Source organism: Pseudomonas pisciculturae (assembly GCF_015461805.1).
GTDB classification, from domain to species: domain Bacteria; phylum Pseudomonadota; class Gammaproteobacteria; order Pseudomonadales; family Pseudomonadaceae; genus Aquipseudomonas; species Aquipseudomonas pisciculturae.
In genome coordinates this window covers 534598-558250 of record NZ_JACVZE010000005.1, presented here as the reverse complement: position 1 = coordinate 558250, position 23653 = coordinate 534598, and the positions used below count along the sequence as shown (strand labels likewise).

26 protein-coding genes are annotated in these 23653 nt (G+C 59.4%); 13 read left to right on the top strand and 13 right to left on the bottom strand.

Annotation, left to right across the window (positions count from 1 at the left end):
• Window position 1: 1 nt before the first annotated feature.
• From ICY20_RS17025 to ICY20_RS17010, 4 genes are read right to left on the bottom strand one after another with little or no spacing between them, the layout of a single operon-like run.
• Window positions 2-775: a polysaccharide biosynthesis/export family protein gene (locus ICY20_RS17025; protein WP_194938062.1), complete on the bottom strand. Its 774-nt coding sequence runs from the start codon at window positions 773-775 to the stop codon at window positions 2-4.
• Window positions 776-804: 29 nt separating this feature from the next.
• The gene (locus ICY20_RS17020; RefSeq protein ID WP_159961644.1) at window positions 805-1716 is read right to left on the bottom strand and encodes a glycosyltransferase family 2 protein; all 912 of its coding nucleotides are present in this window, start codon (window positions 1714-1716) and stop codon (window positions 805-807) included.
• A 1-nt stretch (window position 1717) separates the two neighbouring features.
• Window positions 1718-3178, bottom strand: coding sequence for a mannose-1-phosphate guanylyltransferase/mannose-6-phosphate isomerase (locus ICY20_RS17015; protein ID WP_194938061.1), 1461 nt, complete (start codon window positions 3176-3178; stop codon window positions 1718-1720).
• On the bottom strand, window positions 3178-4617 hold the full coding sequence (locus ICY20_RS17010) for an undecaprenyl-phosphate glucose phosphotransferase (RefSeq protein WP_194938060.1): 1440 nt from the start codon (window positions 4615-4617) through the stop codon (window positions 3178-3180). The genes ICY20_RS17015 and ICY20_RS17010 overlap by 1 nt, the downstream gene beginning before the upstream one ends.
• Window positions 4618-5212: 595 nt before the next feature.
• On the opposite strand from ICY20_RS17010, the gene ICY20_RS17005 reads away from it, so the two are divergent.
• Entirely contained in the window at window positions 5213-5842 is a 630-nt protein-coding gene (locus ICY20_RS17005) for a LysE family translocator (protein ID WP_159961635.1), read from the top strand.
• Between the two features lie 175 nt (window positions 5843-6017).
• Here ICY20_RS17005 and inhA read toward each other — a convergent pair whose 3' ends face one another.
• Window positions 6018-6698 (bottom strand): isonitrile hydratase, encoded by a 681-nt coding sequence (gene inhA, locus ICY20_RS17000; RefSeq protein WP_194938059.1) that lies wholly within the window; start codon window positions 6696-6698, stop codon window positions 6018-6020.
• 90 nt (window positions 6699-6788) lie between these two features.
• On the opposite strand from inhA, the gene ICY20_RS16995 reads away from it, so the two are divergent.
• On the top strand, window positions 6789-7781 hold the full coding sequence (locus ICY20_RS16995; RefSeq protein WP_194938058.1) for a GlxA family transcriptional regulator: 993 nt from the start codon (window positions 6789-6791) through the stop codon (window positions 7779-7781).
• On the opposite strand, the gene ICY20_RS16990 is transcribed toward ICY20_RS16995, so the two are convergent.
• The 8 genes from ICY20_RS16990 to ICY20_RS16955 all read right to left on the bottom strand — a co-directional run bounded on the left by ICY20_RS16990 (window position 7727) and on the right by ICY20_RS16955 (window position 13892).
• Window positions 7727-8638: an alpha/beta fold hydrolase gene (locus tag ICY20_RS16990; protein ID WP_194938057.1), complete on the bottom strand. Its 912-nt coding sequence runs from the start codon at window positions 8636-8638 to the stop codon at window positions 7727-7729. The two genes, ICY20_RS16995 and ICY20_RS16990, sit on opposite strands and share 55 nt — an antisense overlap.
• Before the next feature lie 82 nt (window positions 8639-8720).
• Entirely contained in the window at window positions 8721-9083 is a 363-nt protein-coding gene (locus tag ICY20_RS16985) for a VOC family protein (RefSeq protein WP_159961623.1), read from the bottom strand.
• Entirely contained in the window at window positions 9080-9712 is a 633-nt protein-coding gene (locus ICY20_RS16980; RefSeq protein WP_159961621.1) for a BRCT domain-containing protein, read from the bottom strand. Before ICY20_RS16980 ends, ICY20_RS16985 begins: the two co-directional genes overlap by 4 nt.
• 13 nt (window positions 9713-9725) lie before the next feature.
• Window positions 9726-10115, bottom strand: coding sequence for a hypothetical protein (locus tag ICY20_RS16975; protein WP_159961618.1), 390 nt, complete (start codon window positions 10113-10115; stop codon window positions 9726-9728).
• Window positions 10116-10159: 44 nt separating this feature from the next.
• The gene (locus ICY20_RS16970; RefSeq protein ID WP_194938056.1) at window positions 10160-10720 is read right to left on the bottom strand and encodes a GNAT family N-acetyltransferase; all 561 of its coding nucleotides are present in this window, start codon (window positions 10718-10720) and stop codon (window positions 10160-10162) included.
• Window positions 10717-11196, bottom strand: a complete 480-nt coding sequence (locus tag ICY20_RS16965; RefSeq protein ID WP_194938055.1) for a cysteine hydrolase family protein — start codon at window positions 11194-11196, stop codon at window positions 10717-10719. Before ICY20_RS16965 ends, ICY20_RS16970 begins: the two co-directional genes overlap by 4 nt.
• Before the next feature lie 76 nt (window positions 11197-11272).
• Complete coding sequence (locus ICY20_RS16960) at window positions 11273-13099, bottom strand: glycoside hydrolase family 15 protein (protein ID WP_194938054.1); 1827 nt, start codon at window positions 13097-13099, stop codon at window positions 11273-11275.
• Complete coding sequence (locus ICY20_RS16955) at window positions 13092-13892, bottom strand: SDR family oxidoreductase (protein ID WP_159961606.1); 801 nt, start codon at window positions 13890-13892, stop codon at window positions 13092-13094. The genes ICY20_RS16960 and ICY20_RS16955 overlap by 8 nt, the downstream gene beginning before the upstream one ends.
• 254 nt (window positions 13893-14146) lie before the next feature.
• Here ICY20_RS16955 and ICY20_RS16950 point away from each other — a divergent pair, with 254 nt between their 5' ends.
• From ICY20_RS16950 to ICY20_RS16900, 11 genes are all read left to right on the top strand, one after another.
• Window positions 14147-14851, top strand: a complete 705-nt coding sequence (locus ICY20_RS16950; RefSeq protein ID WP_159961603.1) for an HAD family hydrolase — start codon at window positions 14147-14149, stop codon at window positions 14849-14851.
• Window positions 14852-14875: 24 nt separating this feature from the next.
• Window positions 14876-16099, top strand: coding sequence for a transaldolase family protein (locus ICY20_RS16945; protein WP_194938053.1), 1224 nt, complete (start codon window positions 14876-14878; stop codon window positions 16097-16099).
• Window positions 16096-16824 (top strand): sulfotransferase-like domain-containing protein, encoded by a 729-nt coding sequence (locus ICY20_RS16940; RefSeq protein WP_159961597.1) that lies wholly within the window; start codon window positions 16096-16098, stop codon window positions 16822-16824. Before ICY20_RS16945 ends, ICY20_RS16940 begins: the two co-directional genes overlap by 4 nt.
• A gap of 10 nt (window positions 16825-16834) precedes the next feature.
• Window positions 16835-17560 (top strand): SDR family NAD(P)-dependent oxidoreductase, encoded by a 726-nt coding sequence (locus ICY20_RS16935; protein ID WP_159961594.1) that lies wholly within the window; start codon window positions 16835-16837, stop codon window positions 17558-17560.
• Window positions 17557-18693, top strand: a complete 1137-nt coding sequence (locus tag ICY20_RS16930) for a Rossmann-fold NAD(P)-binding domain-containing protein (protein ID WP_194938052.1) — start codon at window positions 17557-17559, stop codon at window positions 18691-18693. The genes ICY20_RS16935 and ICY20_RS16930 overlap by 4 nt, the downstream gene beginning before the upstream one ends.
• A 7-nt stretch (window positions 18694-18700) precedes the next feature.
• Window positions 18701-19471 carry a class I SAM-dependent methyltransferase gene (locus tag ICY20_RS16925; protein WP_159961588.1) on the top strand — a complete coding sequence of 257 codons (771 nt, stop codon included), beginning with the start codon at window positions 18701-18703 and terminating at the stop codon, window positions 19469-19471.
• Window positions 19472-19481: 10 nt separating this feature from the next.
• Window positions 19482-20711 carry an MFS transporter gene (locus tag ICY20_RS16920; protein WP_159961585.1) on the top strand — a complete coding sequence of 410 codons (1230 nt, stop codon included), beginning with the start codon at window positions 19482-19484 and terminating at the stop codon, window positions 20709-20711.
• Window positions 20708-21322, top strand: coding sequence for an adenylyl-sulfate kinase (gene cysC, locus ICY20_RS16915; protein WP_194938051.1), 615 nt, complete (start codon window positions 20708-20710; stop codon window positions 21320-21322). The genes ICY20_RS16920 and cysC overlap by 4 nt, the downstream gene beginning before the upstream one ends.
• A gap of 96 nt (window positions 21323-21418) precedes the next feature.
• Window positions 21419-22057: a CGNR zinc finger domain-containing protein gene (locus tag ICY20_RS16910; protein ID WP_159961580.1), complete on the top strand. Its 639-nt coding sequence runs from the start codon at window positions 21419-21421 to the stop codon at window positions 22055-22057.
• 77 nt (window positions 22058-22134) lie between these two features.
• Window positions 22135-22632 carry a sigma-70 family RNA polymerase sigma factor gene (locus ICY20_RS16905; protein ID WP_194938050.1) on the top strand — a complete coding sequence of 166 codons (498 nt, stop codon included), beginning with the start codon at window positions 22135-22137 and terminating at the stop codon, window positions 22630-22632.
• A gap of 29 nt (window positions 22633-22661) precedes the next feature.
• Window positions 22662-23615, top strand: a complete 954-nt coding sequence (locus tag ICY20_RS16900) for a FecR family protein (RefSeq protein WP_159961575.1) — start codon at window positions 22662-22664, stop codon at window positions 23613-23615.
• The last annotated feature ends 38 nt before the right edge of the window (window positions 23616-23653 follow it).

Genomic DNA, 23653 nt, shown 5'->3' with positions numbered 1-23653 from the left:
TTTAGTTACCGCCGCTGGTTTTGGTGTAGTTGTAGCCAACCCCAATGGACTTGGTGAACGGGATCAGTTGATTCATATAGGTATCCACCCCTTGGATGCGCTCGCCCACGTTGGATTTGGGTACGAATACCACGTCACCCCGTTGCAGGCGCACGGGTTTGCGCCCGTTGGCGCCGGTCTTGAGCAGTTGGCTAAAGTCCAGGAAGTACGCGCGATAGGCGCCCTGGGCGTCTTCGCGCAGCAGGGCGACCATGCTCGCATTGCCCGCCGGGCTCACCCCGCCGGCCCCGATAATCGCCTGCTCCAGGGTGTTGGCCGTGGCGATCTGCACCGCCGTCGGGTTGTTCACCGCGCCGCCGACGATCACCGAGTTGCTCGGTGCCTGGTTGATGTTCACGGTCACCCGGGGCTCGCGGTACGTTTGCGCGAGCTTTTGGGTCAGCTCCGCCGCCAGCTCTGAAGGCGGGCGCCCGGCAACCTGGATCGGCCCCAGGAACGGGTAATTGATCTTGCCGTCGGTTTGCACCGTGTACAGCGTCAGCTCGTAGATGGTGCTGACGTTGAACGCCGACAGCGTCGGCATCTCGCCGGCATCGCGCACGATGCGCAACTGGTCGCCGACGCGGATGCGCTCCACCGCCGGTGGCAACTGGGCCAACTGTTCGAGGGCGCGCTTGCCGTCTTCAACGGTTTTGCCATCCGGTGGCTCGATACGCGCCGGGGTATTGCAGGCGGCCAGGGCCAACATGGCCACGACGAGCAGGCTTCGTTTCATCAAGGGGGACTTCCTGTAGGTCATGCTGCTCACCTCCAATAACCGGGAAACATGCTGATGCGCCGCTTGAGGCTCAGCGGCAGGCGCCGCTCCAGATGCCCCAGGCGGTAACCGAGCAATTTGAATGCGCTGCGCAGCAGCACTTCGGGCACGCGGTGCAAGGCGCCGGCCTTGCGCAAGGCGGCCAGTTCAGCCAGCACATAGCGCTTGCCTTCACCACCCGCGTCGCCAAAGGCCTGGCGGATCCAGGGTTCGCGGCCGTAGAACACGCCAATGTCGAAGTAGCGGTGAAACTCATCCATGAGCTTGTAATCGTGGGAGTGATGCACCAGCGCCGTGGCCGCGTAGCACACCTGGTAGCCGTCAAGCAGCATGCGCGCCGCGACAAAGGCGTCTTCGCTGCCGATCACGTCCCGGGGGAAGCCGCCCACCGCCTCCAGCGCACTGCGCCGGTACACCGAAAACGAGTCGGAGCTGAAGCAGGTCTTGATCCCCAGTTCCGGCGCATCGGCCAGACTTTTGGTGCGGCTCTGTTCGGGGTAGTTGAAGTGCCGTGACTGTGCGCCCAGCACCCCGGCGTTGGGGTGGGGCAATTGGCGACCGTAGGCCACGCCGTTGAGCGGGTCTTGCTGCAATTCGCTGACCAGGTTGGCGAAGGTGTCCGCATTGGCGGGGATGGCGTCCTGTGTCATTACGATCAAGGCCTCGCCGCCCACTTGCTCGCTGGCCCAACGTCGGGTGCCGCCGTGGTTGAAGTCACGAGCATCGATCACCTCGACCCGCGCCCCGAACTCACGAAAACGCGCCACGGTGTCATCGCTGGAGGCGCTGTCCACCACCAGCATCTCGTCCGGTTGCAGGGTTTGCATCTTCAGCGCCGGCAGCAGGCGCGCCAGATGGCTGGATGCGTTACGGGTCGGGATGATCAGTGAAATGCGCATGTCATTTTTTCACTTCGGCCGGCGCGCGACCGTAGATGTCATCGAAGCGTACGATGTCGTCTTCACCCAGGTACTCGCCGCTTTGCACCTCGATCATCACCAGGTCGATGATGCCGGGGTTGGTCAGGCGGTGCTTGTGGCCAGCCGGGATATAGGTGGACTCGTTGGCGTTGATCAAGAATTCGCGCTCGCCATTGGTGATCTGCGCGGCACCGCTGACCACCACCCAGTGTTCGCTGCGATGGTGGTGCATCTGCAACGACAGCGACGCCTGGGGCTTGACCACGATGCGCTTGATCTTGAAACGGCTGCTTTCCTCCAACACCGTGTAGGTGCCCCACGGCCGGGTGACGGTGCGGTGCAGGCTGTACGCGGGGTGGTTCTGGCGCTTGAGCTCGGCGACGATGTGGCGCACATCCTGGCTGCGGTTGGCATCGGCAATCAGCAGGGCGTCGGGGGTGTCGACAATGATCAGGTCGCGCACACCGACCGCGCCGAGTACGCGCTTGGGCGAGTCGATGTAGCAGTTGTGCACGTCATGCAAAATCGCTTCGCCATTGACCTGGTTGCCATGGGCATCGCTGGGGGTGAGTTGGCGCAGGGCTTCCCACGAGCCGATATCGCTCCAGCCGATGTCGCAGGGCACCACAGCGACCTTCTTGGATTTTTCCATCAGTGCCACGTCGATGGAAATATCCGGTGCGCTGCCAAACGCCTCCGGCTCCAGTTCGCGCTGGCGCGAGGTTTTGTTTTGCAAGCTCTGGCTGTGTTCAAGCGCGGCTTTGGCAGCGGCGAGTACATCCGGAGCATGGGTGGCCAGTTCGTCCACCAGGGTACTGGCCTGGAAGCAGAACATGCCGGCGTTCCACAGGTGCTTGCCGCCGTCGAGGTAGGCTTGCGCGGTGGCCAGGTCGGGTTTTTCGACAAAGCGTTTGACCCGGTAGCCGGTGTCCAGCGCGTCGCCTTGCTCGATGTAGCCAAAGCCGGTTTCCGGGTGGTCAGGCTGGATACCGAAGGTCACCAGGTAGCCGGCCTCGGCCAGGTCGCGGGCCTGGGTCACGGCCTCGGCGAACGCTACTTCGTTGAGAATCAAATGGTCGGCCGGCATCACCAGCAGTTGCGCCATGTCGCCGAAATGCTCCTGCACATGCAGCGCAGCCACCGCGATGGCCGCTGCGGTGTTACGCCCGAACGGCTCCAGCAGCAGGTCGAGGGGCAGGTGCGCCTTGTTCACCCCGCGATAGTCATCCAGGGTGCGAAACAGCAGGTCGCGGTTGGTCACGGTCAGCACGCTTTCTACGCCGGGCAGCTTGGCGGCGCGCTGAAAGGTCTTTTGCAGCAGGCTCTGGCCGTCGCGCATGCGCATGAACGGCTTGGGCATGTTCTGCCGCGACACCGGCCATAACCGTGTGCCCGAACCACCGGAAATGATGCAGGGAATCAACCCGTTGAGGGTGTTCATCAGTAGACCTCCTTGGTGGACAGGACGGCGGGGACCGTCATGAAGACGATGTACAAGTCAAACCACACCGACCACTTGGAGATGTACTCCAGGTCGTACTCGACACGTTTCTGGATTTTATAAAGGGTGTCGGTTTCACCCCGGTAACCATTGATTTGCGCCCAGCCGGTGATGCCCGGTTTCACTCGGTGGCGCGAGCTGTATTCGCTCACCGCCACCTCGAAGGGCACGCCTGCGGCCTTGGTCGCGGTGGCATGGGGGCGCGGGCCGACCATCGACATGTTGCCCAGCAGCACGTTGAACAGCTGTGGCAGCTCGTCGATGCTGGTCTTGCGAATGATGCGGCCCACGCGAGTGATGCGCGGGTCCTGGCGGGTGGTTTGGCGTTCGGCGGTGAAGTCGCTCTGGTCGGTGAACATCGAGCGGAACTTGAACACGCGGATCTCATTGTCGTTGTAGCCATAGCGGTTCTGGCGGAACAGCACCGGGCCCTTGGAATCGAGCTTGATGGCGATCGCGGTCGCCAGCATCACCGGCGACAGGCACACCAGCGCCAGGCTGGCCAGCACCAGATCCTCCAGGCGCTTGATCACGGGCGACCAGCCCCGCAGCGGCAACTGCGAGGTGTTGAACATCAGGATGCCGCCCACGTCGGTGATCTTGCTGTGGCCATAGCGCAGGGCGGCCATGTCGGGTACCAGCATCACGTTCACCGACATCTGCCGCAGGCGGTTGACCAGCCCGTGGATACGCTGTTCGGCGGCCCACGGCAGGCAGATCATCACTTGGTTGACCTGCTCGGCGCGGATCAGTTTTTCCAGGTCACGGGTGTTGCCCAGCAGCGGCAGGTTGCTTAATTCCTTGGGTATTCGCTCGGTGCGGTCGTCGATAAAGCCGATCAGGCCCGAGCGGATGTCACCGTTGCGTTGCAGGTGATCGGCGACGTGCATGGCGGTGTCGGTAAACCCCAGGATCACCGTGCGTTGCAGGTATTTACCCTTGCGCATCAGGTTGCGGTACAGGCGCAGCATCACCAGACGTTCCAGGCAGAACAGCGCCAGGCTGGCGAAGTACCAGGCCACCAGGTTGCGCGGGGTCAATTGAGGGAAAAACTGCAGGATCTGGTACATGAACAGCAGGATGCAAAACGCCGCCGACCAGGCCTTGATCTTGGTTTTCAGGCGCAGGCGATTGCTGAACAGCTCCTCGGAATAGATGCCCAAGGCCTGGAACAGAATGATGGTCAGCACCGCGAAAAACAGCAACAAACCCACGAAGTGAGGGCGCAGCTCGGGCTCCATCGGGTCGATGAAAAACACCAGGGCCAACGCGGGCAGAATGGCGCTCAGGCCATGGATGAACTTGACGAAAACAACGAAGAACTCAACAAAACCGGCACGTGTTAAAAACAGGCTGTCGACGGACGACTTCTCTCGCATAAAAACATCCCTCATTGCACTCCAGACTTTACTGTTCGGCTGTTTGTTCAATAAAGCGGTGGGCTGCTTTAAAGAGGGAAGTCGAACTACGGCTACTCTGGGTAATACGCAATCACCTATCTAACTCAAGGGAATTTGCGGGGGTCGTGGCTAAAGGAGTGTTTCCTTATCTTGCTCTGTCAACGAATTGACGATGGTGCGGGGGTGGCGTGCTAGACAGGTTAATCAGTCTTTTTTTCGGCATTTTATTGACATTCCTTGTCCGTACACTCGGTTTTAAGGTGTTATTTTGAGTGTAGGAACAAATGCAGGAATTTTCCTGCTTAAAGGTAAAACCTTTTTCTGAATGGGGTAGGAAAGGGGGGGCAAAACAGGGTGGAGGAACGGATTAAGTGCCCCGCCAGAGGGACTTTCGTAGGGTTGGAAGTTGGTTTGGACACTCACTGTAAAATTATGCGGTTTAACACGTAAGTTGCCCCGAGGTCGGTTTTACCAGGGGTGAGATACGGCAATGAGCAATGTATCCAGCACAATTTTTTGTTCGCAGAGCAGGCGCTGACTAATCTGCAGGCTTTTCCCGGTGGAGCGCTTGAGCATGATCGACCTTGCAACCCTGGCGGTTTTTTCCGGTGCTGTTTTGCTGTTGCTGTTATCGCCTGGGCCGAACATGGCCTTTGTGATCAGCCATGGCATGACCCTTGGCTGGCGTGGCGGGGTGGCATCCGCCTTGGGCATCAGTGTGGCCGACCTGGTGCTGACTGTATTGACCGCCACAGGGGTGACAGCGCTGGTCGCCAGTTGGCCGCCGTCCTTTGACTTGATCCGGTATGCGGGGGTGGTCTATTTGCTGTGGCTGGTGTTCAAGACTTTGCAGAAAAAAACGGGGCTGAGCACGGCCTGTGTCAACCGTGTGCCTTTGGGGCGAGTGTTCCTGCAAGCGATGTTCAACAGCCTGCTCAACCCTAAGGCGTTGCTGTTTTTCGTGGTGTTCTTGCCGCAGTTCGTAAGGCCGCAGGCCGGGTCCATTGCCGTGCAGTTGATGGTGCTCGGCGGTGTCCTGACGCTGATCGCTGCCGTGTTTCATGGCGTACTGGGGAGTTTTGGCGGCGCTTTGAGCCGGTTCTTCGCCCGGCGCTCGAACAGTGCCTTGCTACAGAAGTGGGGGCTGGCGACAGTGTTGATGGCGTTGGCGGTGCGCTTGGCAGTGATGTCGCGTCCAAGCTGACCCTGTGGGGGCGCTGTGCCAGACCCGCAATCCCCTGTGGGAGCGGGCTTGCCCGCGAAGGCGGCGTGCCAGTCGGTAAAAATGCTGACTGACCCACCGCTATCGCAGGCAAGCCAGCTCCCACCTTGATTTGTGCCAAGCCTGGGAATTGAGTGCACCACTAGACCCTTTGGGGTCAGCCCAATCGCGCGGCTGCCCGCGCTACGATTTCGCCGCGGGTCTTGCGCGATTCTGCCGTGCGCTTGCGCGCTTCTTCCAGCACATGCAGCGGTGCGGTCTGCGGGTTGCCTGAATCGAACGGCGGCGCCGGAGCATATTCGATCTGCAACTGCACCAGTTGCGCCGCCGCTTCGCTGTACAACTCCGCCGCCAAGCTCAGGGCAAAGTCGATACCGGCCGTGATGCCGCCACCGGTCAGCAGGTTGCCGTCGCGCACCACGCGGTCTTGAACCGGGATTGCGCCGAGCGGGGCGAGCATGTCGTGGTAGGCCCAGTGGGTGGTGGCCTTGCGACCGCGCAGCAAGCCCGCTGCGCCCAGCACGAGTGAGCCGGTGCACACCGAGGTGACGTATCGTGCGGTTTCAGCCTGCAAGGTTAGAAAGTCCAGAGTCTGCGGGTCTTCCATCAACGCACCCACACCAGAACCGCCGGGTACGCAGATCACATCCAGTTGGGGGCAATCGGCATAGGTCATGGTCGGAGTGAACACCAACCCGGTGCTGGAGGTGACCGGCTCCAGGTCTTTCCACACCAAGTGCAACTTCACATCCGGCAGCGAACCCAGCACGTCATAGGGGCCGGTCAGGTCCAGTTGCTGGATACCAGGGAACAACACAAAGCCGATCTGCAAGGTCATAAAGGCGCTCCGATAAAGGGGGTGGACGGCTTCACTCTAGAGGCCTAGGCTTTGGCGAATACGCCATTGAGCCCACAGATCACGCCAATCATGCCCAGAATTGTCCACGTACTCGCTTTCGATAACGCCCAGGTGCTCGACGTAACCGGGCCGTTGCAGGTGTTCGCCTCGACCAACGACCTGGCGCGCCAGCGCGGCGAACCGTTGCCGTACACCGTCTCGGTGATCGCCGCGCAAAGCGAGCCGGTGATGACCTCTGCTGGCCTGGCGTTGGTGGCCGAGCCGCTGCCCGATGCCGACACTCCCTGCGACACCCTGGTGATCGCCGGCGGCTGGGGGGTGTACGGCGCCGCCGAAGACCCGACCCTGGTGGACTGGGTGCGAGAAAAAGCCCGGCACACCCGGCGCATGACCTCGGTGTGTACCGGCGCCTTTTTGCTCGCCGCCAGCGGCATGCTCGATGGCCGCCGCGTGGCCACCCACTGGACGCGTTGTGAAGAGCTGGCGCGCAAATTCCCGACGCTGACGGTGGAGGCCAACCCGATCTTCATCCAGCAAGGCAGTGTATGGACGTCCGCCGGGGTCACCGCCGGCATCGACTTGTGCCTGGCCTTGGTGGAAGAAGACCTGGGCAGTGCAGTAGCCTTGGAAGTCGCACGGCACTTAGTGGTGTTTCTCAAGCGCCCCGGCGGCCAGTCGCAATTCAGCGTGACGTTGTCCCTGCAAAAGAGCGACAGCCGCTTCACCGAACTGCATGCCTGGATGGCCGAAAACCTCACGTTGGATTTGAACATCCCGACCCTGGCCGCCCAGGCTGGCATGAGTGAACGCAGTTTTGTGCGCCACTACCGCGCCGAAACCGGCCAGACCCCGGCGCGTGCGGTTGAACTGATCCGCGTCGAGACGGCGCGCCGGCAGTTGGCCGACAGCACCGCATCGATCAAACGCATTGCCGTGCAGTGCGGCTTTGGCTGTGAAGAGACCCTGCGTCGCAGCTTTCTGCGCGCCTTGTCGGTAACGCCCCAGGCCTACCGCGAGCGCTTCTCGCCAAGCAACTCCAACAGTGCATCCAGCGTTGCTTGAGGTGCTTCTTGAGGGATGTTGTGGCCGATACCCGGCAACACTCGGCGTTGATAAAAACCGCTGAAATGTTCCACGTCGTCATCCACTTGCGGGGGTGGGCCCACCCCATCATCGGCGCCACACAGTGAAATGCTCGGCACCGAAATCGGCGGTTGCAGCACCAACGCCTGCTCAATGGCTTCCAGCGCGGGGTCGCCCGGCGCGTACATGAAGCGGTGGCGATAAGAGTGAATCACCACGTCGACAAAGTCCGGGTTATCGAACGACGGCGCGGTCAGCCCATACAGGCCCGGCCCCTCAGCCCACGACGGCGACCACAGCGACCACAACAACTCACATAACGCACGGCGATTGGCGGTCAAGCCGTCGACGCCGCGCTGGGTATGAAAGTAATACTGGTACCACAAGCGATGCTCCGTCTCGGGCGCCCGTGGTGTCAGCGACTTGGCGATGTGCTGGATGTTGTAGCCGTCTCCCGTCACCAACCCAAGCACCCGCTGCGGCCACAGCGCCGCGACGATACACGCGGCGCGCCCGCCCCAGTCATACCCGGCGAGTGTCGCCTGGGGGATCGACAGCGCATCCATGAAGTCCAGCAAGTCCTTGGCTAACGCCGCCTGTTGCCCGGAGCGCATCACCTGCCCGTTGATGAACCGCGTCGGGCCGTAACCACGCAGGTACGGCACCAACACCCGATAACCACGCTCGGCAAGCACCGGCGCAATCGCGTCGTAGCCACGCGGGTCGTAGGGGAAACCGTGCAGCAGGATCACCGGTGCCCCGTCGAGGGGGCCGTGGGCTTCATACGCCACGTCGAGCATGCTGGTACGCACGTAGAGCAGTGAAGTGGTGGTCATGGTGGGCGATTACCGGCTGGCCAGGGGTGTTGAAACTCTAGCCGATTGCCGTGAAGGTTTGGGGGGATGTGTGGCAGTGGGGTTACTCGCCCGGGCCGGTTTGCCGCAGCCCGATGCAATTTCCCCAGGGGTCGCGCACCTGACAAATCCAATGGCCACCCTCGATTTCCATCGGGCCGCGATACAACGTCGCACCCAGTACCTCAAACCGCCGGAGTGCCTGCAGCACGTCATGCACAGCCCAGTACACAACTGACCCAGCGGCTCCTGACGCGACCTTACTATCGGCGTTGACTATCTCGAGGGCTATGCCTGCCAGATCCAGGTGACCAAAGTCATCTGGGTCATGACGAATGCGCGTGGCCAACGGAAAGGCTGCGGCATACCACTCGGTAGCCGCACGCCAGTCCGGGACGTGAATGAGGATTGAGATGATCGGAGTCAACCGAACAGCACCTGTTGCCAGTGGCGTTCACTGATGATTGCAATGGGGACACCGCTGTTTCGCAACTCCACGGCCTTTTTGATCTTGGTGCCGTATGAACTGTGAAGCCATTGCTCGTTGCCAACACTGCCAACGACCAGAAAATGGACTTTTTTGCTCACCGAGTTACCTATCATTCCCCCTCGTTCGAGTACCAGCAATTCACAGTCTTTGCGAGGACCGAGAGCCATGACGCCCGTGAAGAGAAACACCTTATCTCGCCAATCGAGTGGGGGTGCTGGGTCATTGAGAGGAAGGCTGGTTACACTCGCTGTACGTTGAGGTGCTCCTACTGGAATTCCTGAAAATTGATGGAGTATTTCCAACAACTCCACCGACTCATCTTCATCCAATACCCCATCGCTCAGCATGTCGGCAAGGCGTTGATAGAGAATGTTAACGACCGGGTCTTCAAGGTGTATCAGGTGGGTCTCTATCCATTTTTTGAGAAAATCAGCTTCCAGTTGGTTGATCTTCCCGTCGGCAGTTAGTCCGGCAGTAATTCCAACCAATGCATCAGCAGAGCGCCGATCAATACGAGCTTGATGGAAGAATTGGCTTCGTTCGAATTCCTGATGAAGATCGACCATGCATCCGTGCTCCTTACTCATCTGTTTCCGTTGTTTGATTGATGTATTGGGACTTGTCCGGTGTGAACGTGACAATCATTCCTGTGCGCGAGCAGGTCTTCACTACGTTTTGCGCAGGGTCGATATCCAGGTTTTCGCCCCGCAGGCCCTGCCATTGTGCGAGGTAGTTCAGAGAACCGAATTTTTCGAGTTTTTTTAGACTACGGCTTACACCGCCTTTCCAGCCGAGCGTGGGCAACTCGCCTTTGAGACAGGCTTGTTCAAGATCAGGTCGTTTGGTTGCGAGCTCTCGGCCGACTTCCCAGCACTTGATCAAACCTTTATCGCCTCCATCCCACCCATCACGCCAGCTCAACGCAGGGCGATGGGGTGTGCTGATGTCTTGATGGATACGTGATGTCATATTCTTTCCTTGAATATCAAGCGAGGCGTACTGGGTTGATACCGTTATATACCCGTCTTTTTCTTGTTCGGCCACTCCTGGGTCAACAAACCCAACACATGCAAGTCATGCCGCTGACCACCCCAGAATCCAGCTTCCCGCAAGGTCCCCTCGTATTTAAAACCTAAGCGTTCCAATACTTTCAGCGACGCGTTGTTGTGCGGATGCACCAGTGCTTCTGCGCGATGCAGCTGCATATGCGCGATACCCCAATCGAGCATGGCGCGCAGCGCTTCGACCATCAAACCCTTGCCACGCGCACCAGGCGCCAGTTCAAAGGCCAGTGCGCAGCTATTCCACCCACGATTCCACTTGAACAGCCCGCAACTGCCGACCAACGCTCCCTCAAGCTCGATCCCCCAGCGTGTACCGGGGTTGGGTTGAGTGCGCCATTGGGCGAAGGTTTCGATCAAGGCCTGTGCCTGGACGAGGTCGGTCATCGGGTCGGCTCCGAACCAGCGCATGCTGTCGGCATCACTGTAGATGGCGAATAATGGCGGTGCGTCGCTTGCCACCAACTCCCGCAGTTGCAGGCGCTGGGTTTGCAATGTGGGGAAGTTATTCACGACATGACGGTGGCGAAGACATCATCACGGGCAATCACTTTGCCGAAGTGATGCCGCCACAGATCCACTCCCAACTGCCCCGACCGATCCAGCGACGACCCCACCGTCAAATCACTGATCAAGGTCGGCTGCAGCCCCGCATCAAACAACGCAAACCCCGCCGCCAGCACACAGGTATCGGTCTGGATGCCGCACACCAACACGCGCTCCGGCGCCAGGCTTTTGAGGTAGGCGACTGTCTCGGGCGTGGGCGCGTAGCCATGTTTGATAAAGATGCGATCCGCCGCGATCAGGCTTTGGTCATTTGGCGCCGGTTGCCAACCCAGTTGGCGGGTGAACGGGGTGATGCTTTCGTCATGGCGCTCCACGGTGGCTACCGAGGGCAGTCGGCCGAGCAGGGTGTTGATGCCGTCTACCAGCCATTCGGGTGGGGTGAACGAGGGTTGCACATCGATGATCAGCAGTACCTGGCGCATGGAGCTCCTAAGGGGGGCGATTACCTGTGGCGAGCAAGCTCGCTCGCCACAGCTTGCCTTGCGCTCTGATTGTGCCCTAGGGCTGCCAGGTCGTCTTCTCCCCGCTGAGCTTGCGGTCCAGGAAGGTCGCCGCGCTGATCAGGGCCAAATGGCTCAAGGCCTGGGGCGTGTTGCCCAGGTGGCGGGCCTGGCTGTCGAACTCTTCGGCGTACAAACCCAGAGGGTTGGCGTAGCGCAGCAGTTGTTCGAATTCCAGGTGGGCTTTTTCCACTTGGCCGGCGCGGGCCAGGCATTCCACGTACCAGAACGAGCAGGCAGTAAACGCACCTTCGGTGCCTTGCAGGCCGTCGATCTGGCTGTCGTCGTTGCGGTAGCGATAGACCATGCCGTCACGCACCAGGCTTTTCTGGATGGCTTCCAAGGTCGAGAGCCAGCGCGGGTCGGTGGCGGCGACGAAGCGCACCAGCGGCATCAACAGCATCGAGCCGTCGAGGGCGGTGCTGCCGGTGTGCTGCACAAAGTGGCCGCGCTCTTCGTTCCAGAAGTTGCTCCAGATATCGGCGTAGATCGCTTGGCGGGTCTGGTCCCAGCGTGCGAATGGCGCCGGCAGCGAGCGTTTGGAGGCCAGGCGAATTGCCCGGTCCAACGCCACCCAGCACATCAGCCGCGAATGCAGGAAGTGATGCTGCTCGCCGCGCATTTCCCAGATGCCGACATCCTCGGTGTTCCAGATCTCGCACACTTGGTCGGCGACTTCCACGGTGTGTTTCCAGCCTTCGTGGGAGATGGCTTCGCCGTACTTGTTGACCAGGTAAACCGCGTCCATCAGCTCGCCGTAGATGTCCAGCTGGATCTGATCGAACGCTCCGTTGCCGATGCGCACGGGCTTGGCCCCGCCATGGCCTTCGAAGTGTTCGAGTTCAGCTTCCGGCAGCTCCTGGCGGCCATCGATGCCGTAGAGAATGTTGATCTTGGTCGGCTGCCCACAGCAGTCGCTGACCCGGCCCTTGAGCCAGCGCATATAGGCGTTGGCTTCTTCGACGAAACCCAAGCGCATAAACGCGTAGACAGTAAACGAAGCATCGCGGATCCAGGTGTAGCGGTAGTCCCAATTGCGCTCGCCGCCGGGCGTTTCCGGCAGGCCGAAGGTGGCGGCGGCGATGATTGCGCCGTGTTTACGTGAGGTCAAAAGCTTCAGGGCCAGGGCCGAGCGGTTGACCATTTCGCGCCAGCGCCCACGGTAGTTTGACTGCGCGATCCAGCCGCGCCAGAACTTCAGGGTATGGGCGAGTGCCAAGTCGGTGCAGCGGCTGTCTACACGCTCGTCGTCCTGACCGCCCAGCACGAACTCGGCGCCTTCATCCTGCTTCAACGTAAAGCGGGCGACTGCGGCGTTGTCTTCGACGTGCAGCGGCTGGCTGCCGGACAAGCGCAGGCCGGGCTGGCCGTCGGCGTTGAAGCACGCAGTGCCGCTGTCGAGCGTGGCGTGGGTGGCCGTACGCGCGTAGTCATGGCGCACGGCGCAGCGCAGGTGGATGTCGGCTTTGCCGCTGACCACCCGCACACGACGAATCAGCAAGGGCAGGTCGTCGATTTCTTCGCTGATGGTGAGCAGGTCGGTGATCTCCACCACCGCGTCATCACTGAGCCAGCGGGTTTGCAGCACATTGGTGTCGGGCAGGTAGATTTGTTCGCGGCGGGCGTTTGGCAGGTCTGGGGTGAGTTGGAAAATCCCGGCGTCGGGTGTGTCCAGCAGCGAGCAGAAGATCGAGGGGCTGTCGAATTCCGGCCAGCAAAAGAAGTCGATGCTGCCTTTATCGTTCACCAGTGCCGCACTACGCATATCGCCGATGATGCCGTGGGCATCGATTGGGCTTTGTTGCTCACTCTTCAAATCAACCATTGCCACGAAACTCCGGATAAAGGCTCATGCCGCCATCAATAAACAGGGTGCTGCCGACGACATAGTCCGACGCGTCGCTGGCGAGAAACACCACGGCGTTGGCCACGTCTTCCACATCGCCGACACGGCCATAGGGGATCAGCTTCAACAGCTCTTTTTGCGCCGCCCCCTCTGTCGCGGCGCGGTTGATTGCCGTACGGATTGCCCCCGGCGCAATCCCGTTGATACGGATGCGCTGCTCGCTGACTTCCTGGGCGAGGGTGCGCATCAACATCTCCACCCCGCCTTTGGAGGCTGCGTAATTCACATGCCCGGCCCAAGGGATGAGCTGGTGCACCGAGCTCATGTGGATGATTTTTCCTGCCGCCCGTGACACGCCGTCCCGCACGCCTTGGCGATTAAAGATACGCACGGCGGCGCGGGCGCAGAGGAACTGGCCAGTGAGGTTGACGCCTATCACGGTGTTCCAGTCGTCGAGGGTCATGTCCACCAGGTTGGCGTCTTTTTGCAGGCCGGAATTGGCCACAAGGATGTCCAGGTGGCCGAAGGCATCGAGGGCCTGGGCGAACAGGCGTTCTACATCAGCTTCTTTAGATACGTTAGCCCCTATGGCGATGGCCTGGCCACCCTCGGCATTGATCTGCGCCGCCAAGGCTTCGGCTGGCGCGGCCTGGGAATTGTAGTTGAGTACTACCGCTGCTCCGGCCCGAGCCAGAGCCATTGCCGCACCGGCACCGATTCCGGAACTGGCACCGGTCACCAGTGCCACTTGCCGCTCCAACGAAATACGCATTGCCCACCCGACCTTGAATTCGTGAGTTCAAGCAGCTGACTGATGACGGGCAACGGAAGTTCACCGGCGTGAATTTAGCGACTACAACCATGGTGAAAAATGGAATAACAGAACTATAAAAAATAACCATAAGATACTAAAAAACCGCTTAAAAGCGTTTGACAGGGTTTTTGGCCGCGTGTCTTATAGGCACACCTCAACCCACTCCGTTGGTAGTTCAGCAGTCATCGCGGAGTCACCTATAAGAGATGCCCATGTATCAATCGGCAGCTATAGGGGAACTACCAGAACAGGCGGCAGCCTCTTTACTGCAAAGAGCGCCTAAGTTAATTATTTTCGATTGTGACGGTGTCTTGGTCCAAAGCGAAGAGATCACCCTGTCGGTATTGATATCCCTGCTAAATGGTTATGCGTCTGGCAACACAACACTGGACGGGCAGTGTTTCATTGAGCACTTTCGCGGGCGAAAGATTACTGAGTGTTTGCGCGAGGCCGAGCAGTTATTAAACGTTTGCCTGCCCGCCCAGTTTGAACAGGAGTTTAGAGCGCAGGCACTCAGCGCATTGACACATGAGTTGAAAGCCACTGACGGTATATTCGAGGTGCTGGAAAAGTTGCAAGTGCCCTATTGCGTGGCCTCCAGTGCGCCGCGTAACAAGATCGAACATTGTTTGCGCCTGACAGGTTTGCTCCCTTATTTCGAAGGGCGAATATTCAGTTGTTATGAGTTGGAGCGATGGAAGCCTGATCCTCTGGTGTTTTTGACAGCGTGCCAGGCTTACGAAGTTGATGTGCATGACGCGCTGGTTGTTGAAGACAGTGTTACCGGTATCCAGGCGGCAATCGCAGCCCAAATAAACGTGTTGGGTTTTGGCCCAGTGAGTCGGCATGTGAAGTTGGCCGAAGCCGGGGCACTGCCGTTTGCCGATATGCGTGAATTATTAACCATCATTAATTGATCGATTATTCAGGGAGCAGATGGGGTGAGCACATTCGGTTACTTGGAACGTCTTAAGCGCAACGATCGCGCTTCAGAAGTGTGGTGGGATTCATCACCCATCGTGTATGCGCCATTTAAACAGTATCTGTTGGACAAGTACCCGGCGGCGGCGGCGCCTATCGAGCAGTTGATGCCCGACAATTTCACTCAGCACACTGGCTTCAGCAGCGTTACAACTAACCCGCGCCTGGTGACAGCGGCGGTGCTTGAAAAGCGTGAGTATTGGTCCTCGCGCTTCAATCTGGACGGGCTGTCGCCCCAGGCATTGCGCAAAAAACTCTACAACGCCGTCATCGCCGAAGGCGCTGCTGCGCTCCAGCCGTTGTGGGTGCAGTCGGGCCAGGGTGAGGGTTGGTTTTCGGCCCAGGTCGACCCGGTGGATGTACGTTGCACCGAGCGCATGACGGCCCGAGGGCTTGAGCTGCACCAACTGGCGCCGAATGTCATGGTGAAGGTGCCCGGCAGCCAAGAAGGGCTGGCGACCGTTGAAAGCCTGGCGGCTCAGGGTATTTCGGTGAATATCACCTTCTGCTTCACCGTCTCGCAGTTCCAGGCCGGCATCCAGGCCATCGAACGTGGCCTGGCGGCTGCGCGCAGTAACGGTGTTAGCACCCGGCACTGCAAATACGTAATCACCTTCATGATCGGGCGCTTTGCCTGCCAGCCCGAGTTCGCCGTGCAAGCCGCCGAGCGTGGCCTGGCGCTGGAGGCCGAGGAACTGCGCTGGGCCGAACTGCTGATCTACACGCAGGTCCAGGCCGTGGTAGCGGCCTCGACGGTGCCGGTCAAGACGCTGCTGTCCAGCATCAAAATTGACGTAGACGAGCGCGGTAACAAGCATTGTTGGCACCTGGAAAAAACCGGGCTGAGCACCACCTGCTACACGCTCACGCCGGACGTGGTGGAGTTCCTGGTCGAACGCGAGAGCCGAGGCAAGCCGGTATTGCCTGGTAGCGAGCCGCTGCAACCGCCGCCGGCGACCTTCGCAAAACTGCTGCGCATTGCCTATTTCTGCGATGCCTACTTTCCAGGCAGTATCGAACCTTATGACTTCGGCAACCACGAGGCGTTTCTCAACGCTTGCAACGAAGCCAACAGCGCACACCGACGGCTGGTCGACTACTGCGTGCGATTATGCCCCGCGGCCAAGCCTTTCACAGTGTCGCTCAACGCCCTGCTGGCCGCCGAGTACGGGGTGGTCGCATGAACAAGATGGTCGGGTTGTGGGCCCACCCACGCTCGCGCTCTACGGTGTTGGAGCGCGTATTTATCGAACGCGGCGACTTTGAGGTCTTTCACGAGCCGTTCGCCCATATGGCGTTTTCGGCAGATTCGGCGATTCCTTCCGATGAGTGGGACCACAGTTTGCCCACGACGTACACCGGCATAAAAGAGCAACTTATCAAAGCCAGGGAGCGTACTAACGTCTTTCATAAAGATATGTGCTACCACTGCCTGGATGATTTGAAAGTTGATGTGGCGTTTTTGGCGCAACAGCACAACATTTTTATTATTCGCGAGCCGGCCAGCAGCATTATTTCCCATCATCGTGTGCACCCCGATATGCCGCTGCACGCCATTGGGCATAAAGCCTTGTATGAGATTTTTTGTGTAGTCACCAAACTCACAGGCACTGTGCCGTATGTGATTAATGCGGATGATCTTGCGGCAGACCCGGAACGCGTCATTCGCAAATTGTGTGAGCACTTGCAAATAGAATTTCTGCCCCACGCCATGACCTGGAAGCGCGAATGCCCACAACAGTGGAAGACCTGGCGAAGTTGGCATGTGGCGGCAGAGAACAGCGATCGTATTGGGTTGCCAGAAAAACAACAGCTGGACATGGCGTTGTTCGATCAATTTCCGAAGTTAAAAGCGATGTATGAATACCATCGGACGTTTTACGCGCGCATGAACGAATTTTGTCAATAAGGACAGTTGCATGAAAAAGTTGATTGTTACGGGTGCCGCCAACGGAATTGGTCGGGCCACGTTGGAAAAAGCCATTGAAGATGGCTACTTCGTTATTGCTGCTGACAAGGATGTTGAAGGCTTGAAAGTACTGCAAAACCGATACAGCGCGCACCAGTTGGAAACCCATGTCGCCGACTTTTCGGACCCTGCGGTCATCAAGGGTTTCATACCGGGTTTGTATGAGCGCCACGCGACCATTTATGGGTTGGTCAATAACGCCGGGATTTACCACGGCAAAAGCGTGTATGCCTATTCCGAAGATGAAGTGGATGAAATCCTCAATGTGAACCTCAAGGCGCTGGTCTATCTCTCCAAAGACTTCGCTGAGCGCGAAATGGCACACGAGGCCCCGCGCAGCATCGTCAACATCGCCTCGGTGGCCGGCGAGGTGGGCAGCTGTGACGCGCTGTATGGCGCGACCAAGGCGGCGGTGATCGGCCTCACCAAAGCCAACGCCTGGAACTTCGCGCCGTTTGTGCGGGTAAACGCCGTGTCCCCGGCATTGATCCATGACACCGCCATCTACGACACCATCCCTACCTACCGCCGTGATGAGTACGCGCGCCAGGAAGTCCTCAAAAACCCGATTCAGCCCAGCGGTGTGGCCGAGGTGATCCTGCTGCTGGTCGGCGATGCCATGCGCCACATCACCGGCAGGGTCATTCCGGTGGACAACGGAGCCTACCCACGATGAGCCAGGTCCTGGGCAAGAAAAAACTGCTGTTGGTGGGTGCGGGCAACCTGTGCCTGCAGATTCTCAAGATTCTTGGGCCCAAGAATGAATTCGAGTTTGTGGTGCTGGGCCGCAATGAAGAGTCAACCCTGCGCCTGTGCAACCTGGTGGCACTGTCGTGTGCGCAGTTGGGGCAATACATCGCGATCAAACCGGTGATAGCCGACCTCATGGACATCGGTAAAGTCACGCGGCTGCTGCGCGAAGAGGCGCCGCACATCCTGGTCAATTGCGCGTCGTTGCAGTCGTGGCGGGTGATCACCGGGTTGCCCAAGATGACCTTTGAGCAGCTTGACCAGGCCCAGTTCGGCCCGTGGTTGCCCATGCACCTGACGCTGATGCATTGCCTGATGCAAGCGGTGAAGGCTTCGGGGATCAACGCCAAGACCGTCAATGCGGCCTTCCCCGATGCGGTCAACCCGATCCTGGCCAGGGTCGGGCTGGCCCCGGATATCGGCGTGGGCAACGTGGCCAACCTGATCCCGGCGGTGCGGTTTTCCATCGCCCGGCTGTTGGAGTGCGAAGCCTCTGATGTGCAGGTGCGCCTGTATGCCCAGCACTATTTCAGCCATTACGTGCCGCGTGGCGGTTTGCCGCCCCATGCCAGCTATCGCTTGTTATATGAAGTGCGTAACCGACCCGAGGTGGCGCGCCTGCCGGCAGAAGCGATTTTCTCCACTGTGAAGTCTGAGTTCCGACGCCTGGGCGGTGTCGATGGGCAGTTCCTCACCGCCTGCTCCGCGGTCACGGTGATCGAAGGGCTGTTTTCACCCACGCAGGTGCTGGTGCATGCGCCGGGCCCGCTGGGGCTGCCGGGCGGGTATCCCGTGTGGCTGCACGATGGGCAGATCGAAGTGCAGTGCTCGGATGCCTGCCCACTGGACGAAGCGGTGCGCATCAACACCATTTGCCAGACCCAGGATGGCATCGACGAGATCCATTGCGATGGCTCCGTCACGTTCAACCCTCAGTGCATGGCCGTCATGCACACGATGCTGGGCTACTCCAAGAACATCATGTCGATCGAGCAGTCCGCCGATTTTGCCCGTGAGTTGGCGAGCAAGTACCTGTCTTTCAAGAATTCAACCTGGTAGGTGTGTGATGAATCAAACGTCAAGGCAAAAGCACCACGAAGTCGCCAGTTACGCGGCGCAGTATTCAGCGGATTTTGTCGAGCGCTGGGACGAGTTGATCGACTGGGAAAAGCGTCAGGCCGGGGAGGGCGGTTTTTTTGAAAAACTGCTGCGCGCCCACGGCGTGCAATCGGTGATCGATGTGTCGACGGGCAGCGGTTTTCATGCAGTGCAACTCAAACGGGCGGGGTTTGATGTGGTAGCCACGGACGGCAGCAGCACCATGCTGACCAAGGCCCGAGCGAACTTTCGGGAGCGCGGCCTGGATATCCAGTCTCATTACCGCGACTGGCTGTCCCTTGACCCTCAGGACCTGGGGCAGTTCGATGCGCTGGTGTGCCTGGGCAGTTCGTTGTGCCATGTGTTTACCGCGTGCGACCGCCTGAGCGTGCTGGAAAAGTTCAGGGCCCTGCTCAAACCGGGGGGCTTGCTGATTGTCGATCAACGTAACTTCCTGGCCATTCGCGCGGGCAACTTCAAGGCCAGCGGCAATTACTATTACTGCGGCACCAACGCGTCGGTCACGTTGGGCGAGGTAGACCCCCACCTGTGCGAGTTCATCTACACCTTCAACGACGCCGAACAGTACCGGCTCAAGGTCTACCCGCTGTTGCCGGGGGAGCTGGCCACAGAAGTGCTCGCGTCCGGGTTTTCAGTACATGAGAGTTACGGCGACTTTGAACGTGACTACGACATGATGCAGTGCGACTTTGTCATCCACACCGCGCGCGCCGTTTAAGGGGGGCAGCATGAGCACACTTGTACAGAGCAGCCCGCGCACCTTGGACAGCGTTGTGCTGGCGGTGGTGTTGACGGGTTTTGTGGCCAGCACCTATGGTTTTGGGGTTTACCTGTTCGCCAACCTGGTGGTGGACATGCGTCGCGACATCGGCTTCGACTACACCACGGTGGGCCTGATTACCGGCGGCGCGCAGATCGGCTTTTTGTTGTTTTCATCGGTGACCAGTTATATCAGCCGCTTCTTCGAGGGCTGGAAGATCAGCCTGGTGTCTACGCTGATGACGTCGCTGGCACTGCTGGGGTTGAGTCTGAGCGACAGCATCTGGGTGTCCGGCGCGCTGTTGATTTTGCTCGGTGGTTGCTCGGCGTCGGTGTATATCCCGCTGGCAGAGATCGTCACCAAGGGCTTCAGCCCGGGCAATCGCTCACGGGTCATGGGGCTGATTTCCAGTGGCACCAGCTACGGTGTATTTATCAATGGCTTGCTGGTGTCGTTCCTGACGTTGAACGGCGGTTGGCGTTCTATCTGGCTGACGGCGGGGCTGATATCGCTGGCCCTGTGTGGGGTCGCCTGGTTTCTGCTGCGCACCATGGCGGCGGGGCCGGTTAGCGGGTTTTCCGGTGAGCGTTCGGCGACGATCAACAGTGCTGCCCCCTGGCTGAGTCGTTCGCTGTACTTGACCTGGGCCATCGCCTTTCTCAATGGCATGGCGTTGCTGCCGTTCCAGACTTACCTCGCGCCGTTTCTGCGAGATGAGTTGGGTGTGTCGGTGCAGGACGCCGGTTTCATCTGGACCACCCTAGGCGCCGTGGGCATGGCCTCGGGTTTTCTGGTGGGATGGATCGCCGACAAGGTCGGTGTGCGGGCATCACTGGCGATGTGTTTTTTTAGCGCAGGCTTGGCGGCCACGCTGGTTTACAGCGTCAACAGCCTGCCGTTGTTCTACCTGGCGGCGTTTTTGTTTGCGCTGGCGTTTTACCCGATCTTCGGGCTCGTCCCCAGCTACATCGGGCAAATCGTACCGGTCAATCGCCTGACCCAGGCCTTTGGCATTGCCAATGTGTTGATCGGCTTGGGCGGCGTGTGCGGCAACTTTCTGGGTGGGTATTCCAAGGACCTGACGGGCTCGTTTTCGACGGTGTATGGGGTGGTTGCGCTGCTGCTGCTCGTGCAGTGCGTGATGGTGTTCATGTTGGGCAAACAGCCGGATTCAGCAGCGCAGGGTGAGCGGCCATGAGTTATTTTCCAGACAGTGCAAACCAGAACCTGCACACCTTTGCGTTCAGCCACCCAAGTGCAGCACACACGCGAATGAAGCAAACACCCAGGGTCATCTGGATGACCGGTATTTCTGCTTCCGGCAAGTCGACGATTGCCGATGCACTGGACATTGCCCTGCAGAAGCAAGGGCGGTTCACCTGCATCATCGATGGCGACTCGGTACGCGGTGGTCTGTGTCGAGACTTGGGTTTTACCGACGGTGATCGTGATGAAAATATCCGCCGGGTGGCCGAAGTGGCGCGGTTGATGCTGGACACGGGGTTGATCGTGATCGTGGCGTTGATCTCACCTTCATCGGCCAGCCGGCATTACGCGCGCTCGATTATCGGCAACGCGTCTTTTATTGAAGTACACGTCGATGCACCGTTGGAAACCGCCGAACAACGCGACCCCAAGGGCTTATATAAAAAGGCCCGGTCAGGCTTGATCAAAAACTTCACCGCTATCGACTCCCATTACGACGTGCCGGTTTTTCCCGAAGTGCATCTAAATACCCAGACGCTTTCAGTTGAACAGTCGGTGGTCGCTATCCTGGATTGGATTGCACGCAGCGATGATCATGCTTAGCCGTTGGTCTTTGCGTGAGGGCTGGCGGTATTTGTAACTCCAAAAAACAAGTTACCCTGCGCCATCGCACGGGTATCACGTTTTTTTGGAGCACGCATGACGCACTTTACGGGCACTGCAAGGTCGATTCGCTTGGTTGGCGGGGCTCGGGTATTGGACTTTATCAACACCACCAATGGGCGCCGTCCTGGCACGGCGCTCAAAATCGTTGAAGAGCGGCTCACCAGTTTTCAGTTCTTCTTTGAATGGGCGCTGCATGCTTCATTGGTCTCGGCTCAAGAGTTTGAGGCCTATAAGTCGATGGTGTTCGAGTCGCCTATTTCCTACCAGCCTGACCTGGATGCGGTTATCGCGTTCAGGGAATGCGTGTACGGCGTGTTCTACACTTTGTCGTTGCGCCAGTCGGCTGCCGATGAGGCTTTGCAGCAGATCAATCTGATGTTTCAACAAGGTGTCAGTTGGCGTGTACTGCGCTCAATTGACGGGGCGCCGACGTGGGACTGGAAGGCATGCGCAAACGCCCAAGAGTTGACCGCGATGCTGTTGGGGCGCCTGGCCATCGAAGCCACGCAGCTGCTGGTTGTCGCCGACTTGCAGGCATTGCGCAGTTGCAGCTGCACGGATTGCGATTGGGTGTTCCTGGATATCTCTAAGAACAAGCAGCGCAAATGGTGCCAGATGAGCGTGTGTGGCAGCCGCGAGAAACTCAGCCGCCTCAAGCAAGCGGCTCAATGACAGGCCCGACCGGTAGCAATTGCCCCGTTTAATAGGAAGCATTACTATTCACGCCCCGCCTCCCCAGTGCTCCCGCGATGATCCCTCAGCCGCCCCGCAGAACAGGCTTTTTCGAGCACTACGAAGAGTTGATCCGCACCTGGACGCGTCGCCTGAAAAACCGTCAGCAGGCCGAAGATTTGGCCCACGACACTTTTTTGCGAGTGCTGGAGGCCAAGTCTGAACGAGTTGAACAACCGCGTGCCTACCTGCATCAGACCGCACGCAATATTGCCGTGGACGCCTACCGCCGCGAAGACCGGCGCGAGGCTATCGAGCGGGAAGCCTTGGAACACGCGCCTCCCAGCGGCGACCCGGAGCATTTCATGCACGCGATCCAATTGGCGCACTCCATCGAGCAAGCCCTGGCCGAACTGCCGCTTAACTGCCGCAAGATTTTCATCTGGCAAAAGATCGAGGGCCTGACCCAACAGGAAATCGCCGAGCGCCTTGGTTTGTCCAAGAACATGGTGGAAAAGTATATGATCCGCACCCTGCGGCATCTGCGCGACCGCCTGGACGCGATGGCCCCATGAACCATGCCCGCTTTGAAACAGGACCTTCCATGATGGATAGCCGTGTACGCGACGAAGCCGCGCATTGGTTTGCACGCCTGCAAGACACCGAAATGAGTGCCGCCGAGCGCCAGCAGTTCGATGCGTGGCGTCATGAACAGCCCCAACATCAATACGAATTCGATGTGCTGCAAGGGGTGTGGAGCGCCACGGACTTACTGCCGAAAGCTCGCTTGCAGGCACTGTGCGAGGCCCCGGCCGAGCATCCAAAACGACGTGTCGTGCTGCGCTACGCCATGGCTGCCAGTGTGGTGGCGGTCGCCCTGACGCTGGGCCTGTTCAGTGGCCTCAATCATCCCAAGCCTTACAGTGCCGAATTCAGCACGCGTCTGGGCGAGCATCGCCAGGTGGCATTGCCCGATGGCTCGGTGATGGACCTCAACAGCCGTAGCGTGGTGGTGGTGCGTTATGAAAACGGCCGTCGAGGCGTAGAACTCAAGCAGGGCGAAGCGATGTTCAGCGTCGAACATGATACCAGCCGCCCGTTTGTGGTCGCCGCCGGAGCAGGGCAGGTGACGGTCACCGGCACGCGCTTTGATGTGCGCCGCGATGATGACCTGACCCGCGTGGTGGTCGAGGCCGGCACTGTGAAGGTGCAAGGGCAGTCGCCGGAGAAAATCGTGACACTGACGGCGGGCCTGGGCACCCATGTGGACAGCCAGGGCCAGGTGGCGGCGTCCTACGCGGTGAATACCGAAGAACTGACCGCCTGGCGCACCGGCAAACTGGTGTTCAACAACGCCTTGCTGGGGGAAGTCGCGCGGGAAGTCTCGCGTTATCGCGAGCATCCGCTGCGGGTCAGCACGGCGGCTGTCAGTAACCTGCGCTTGACCAGTGTGTTCAAGGCCAACGACACCGATGCCTTGCTCAAAGCCTTGCCGCACATCCTGCCAGTGGCCTTGCGCACCTTGCCGGACGGCAGCCAGGAAATTATTTCGCGCTGACATTCAGGTTTTTTTCGAGTTCTTCGTCTTCTCCTGCA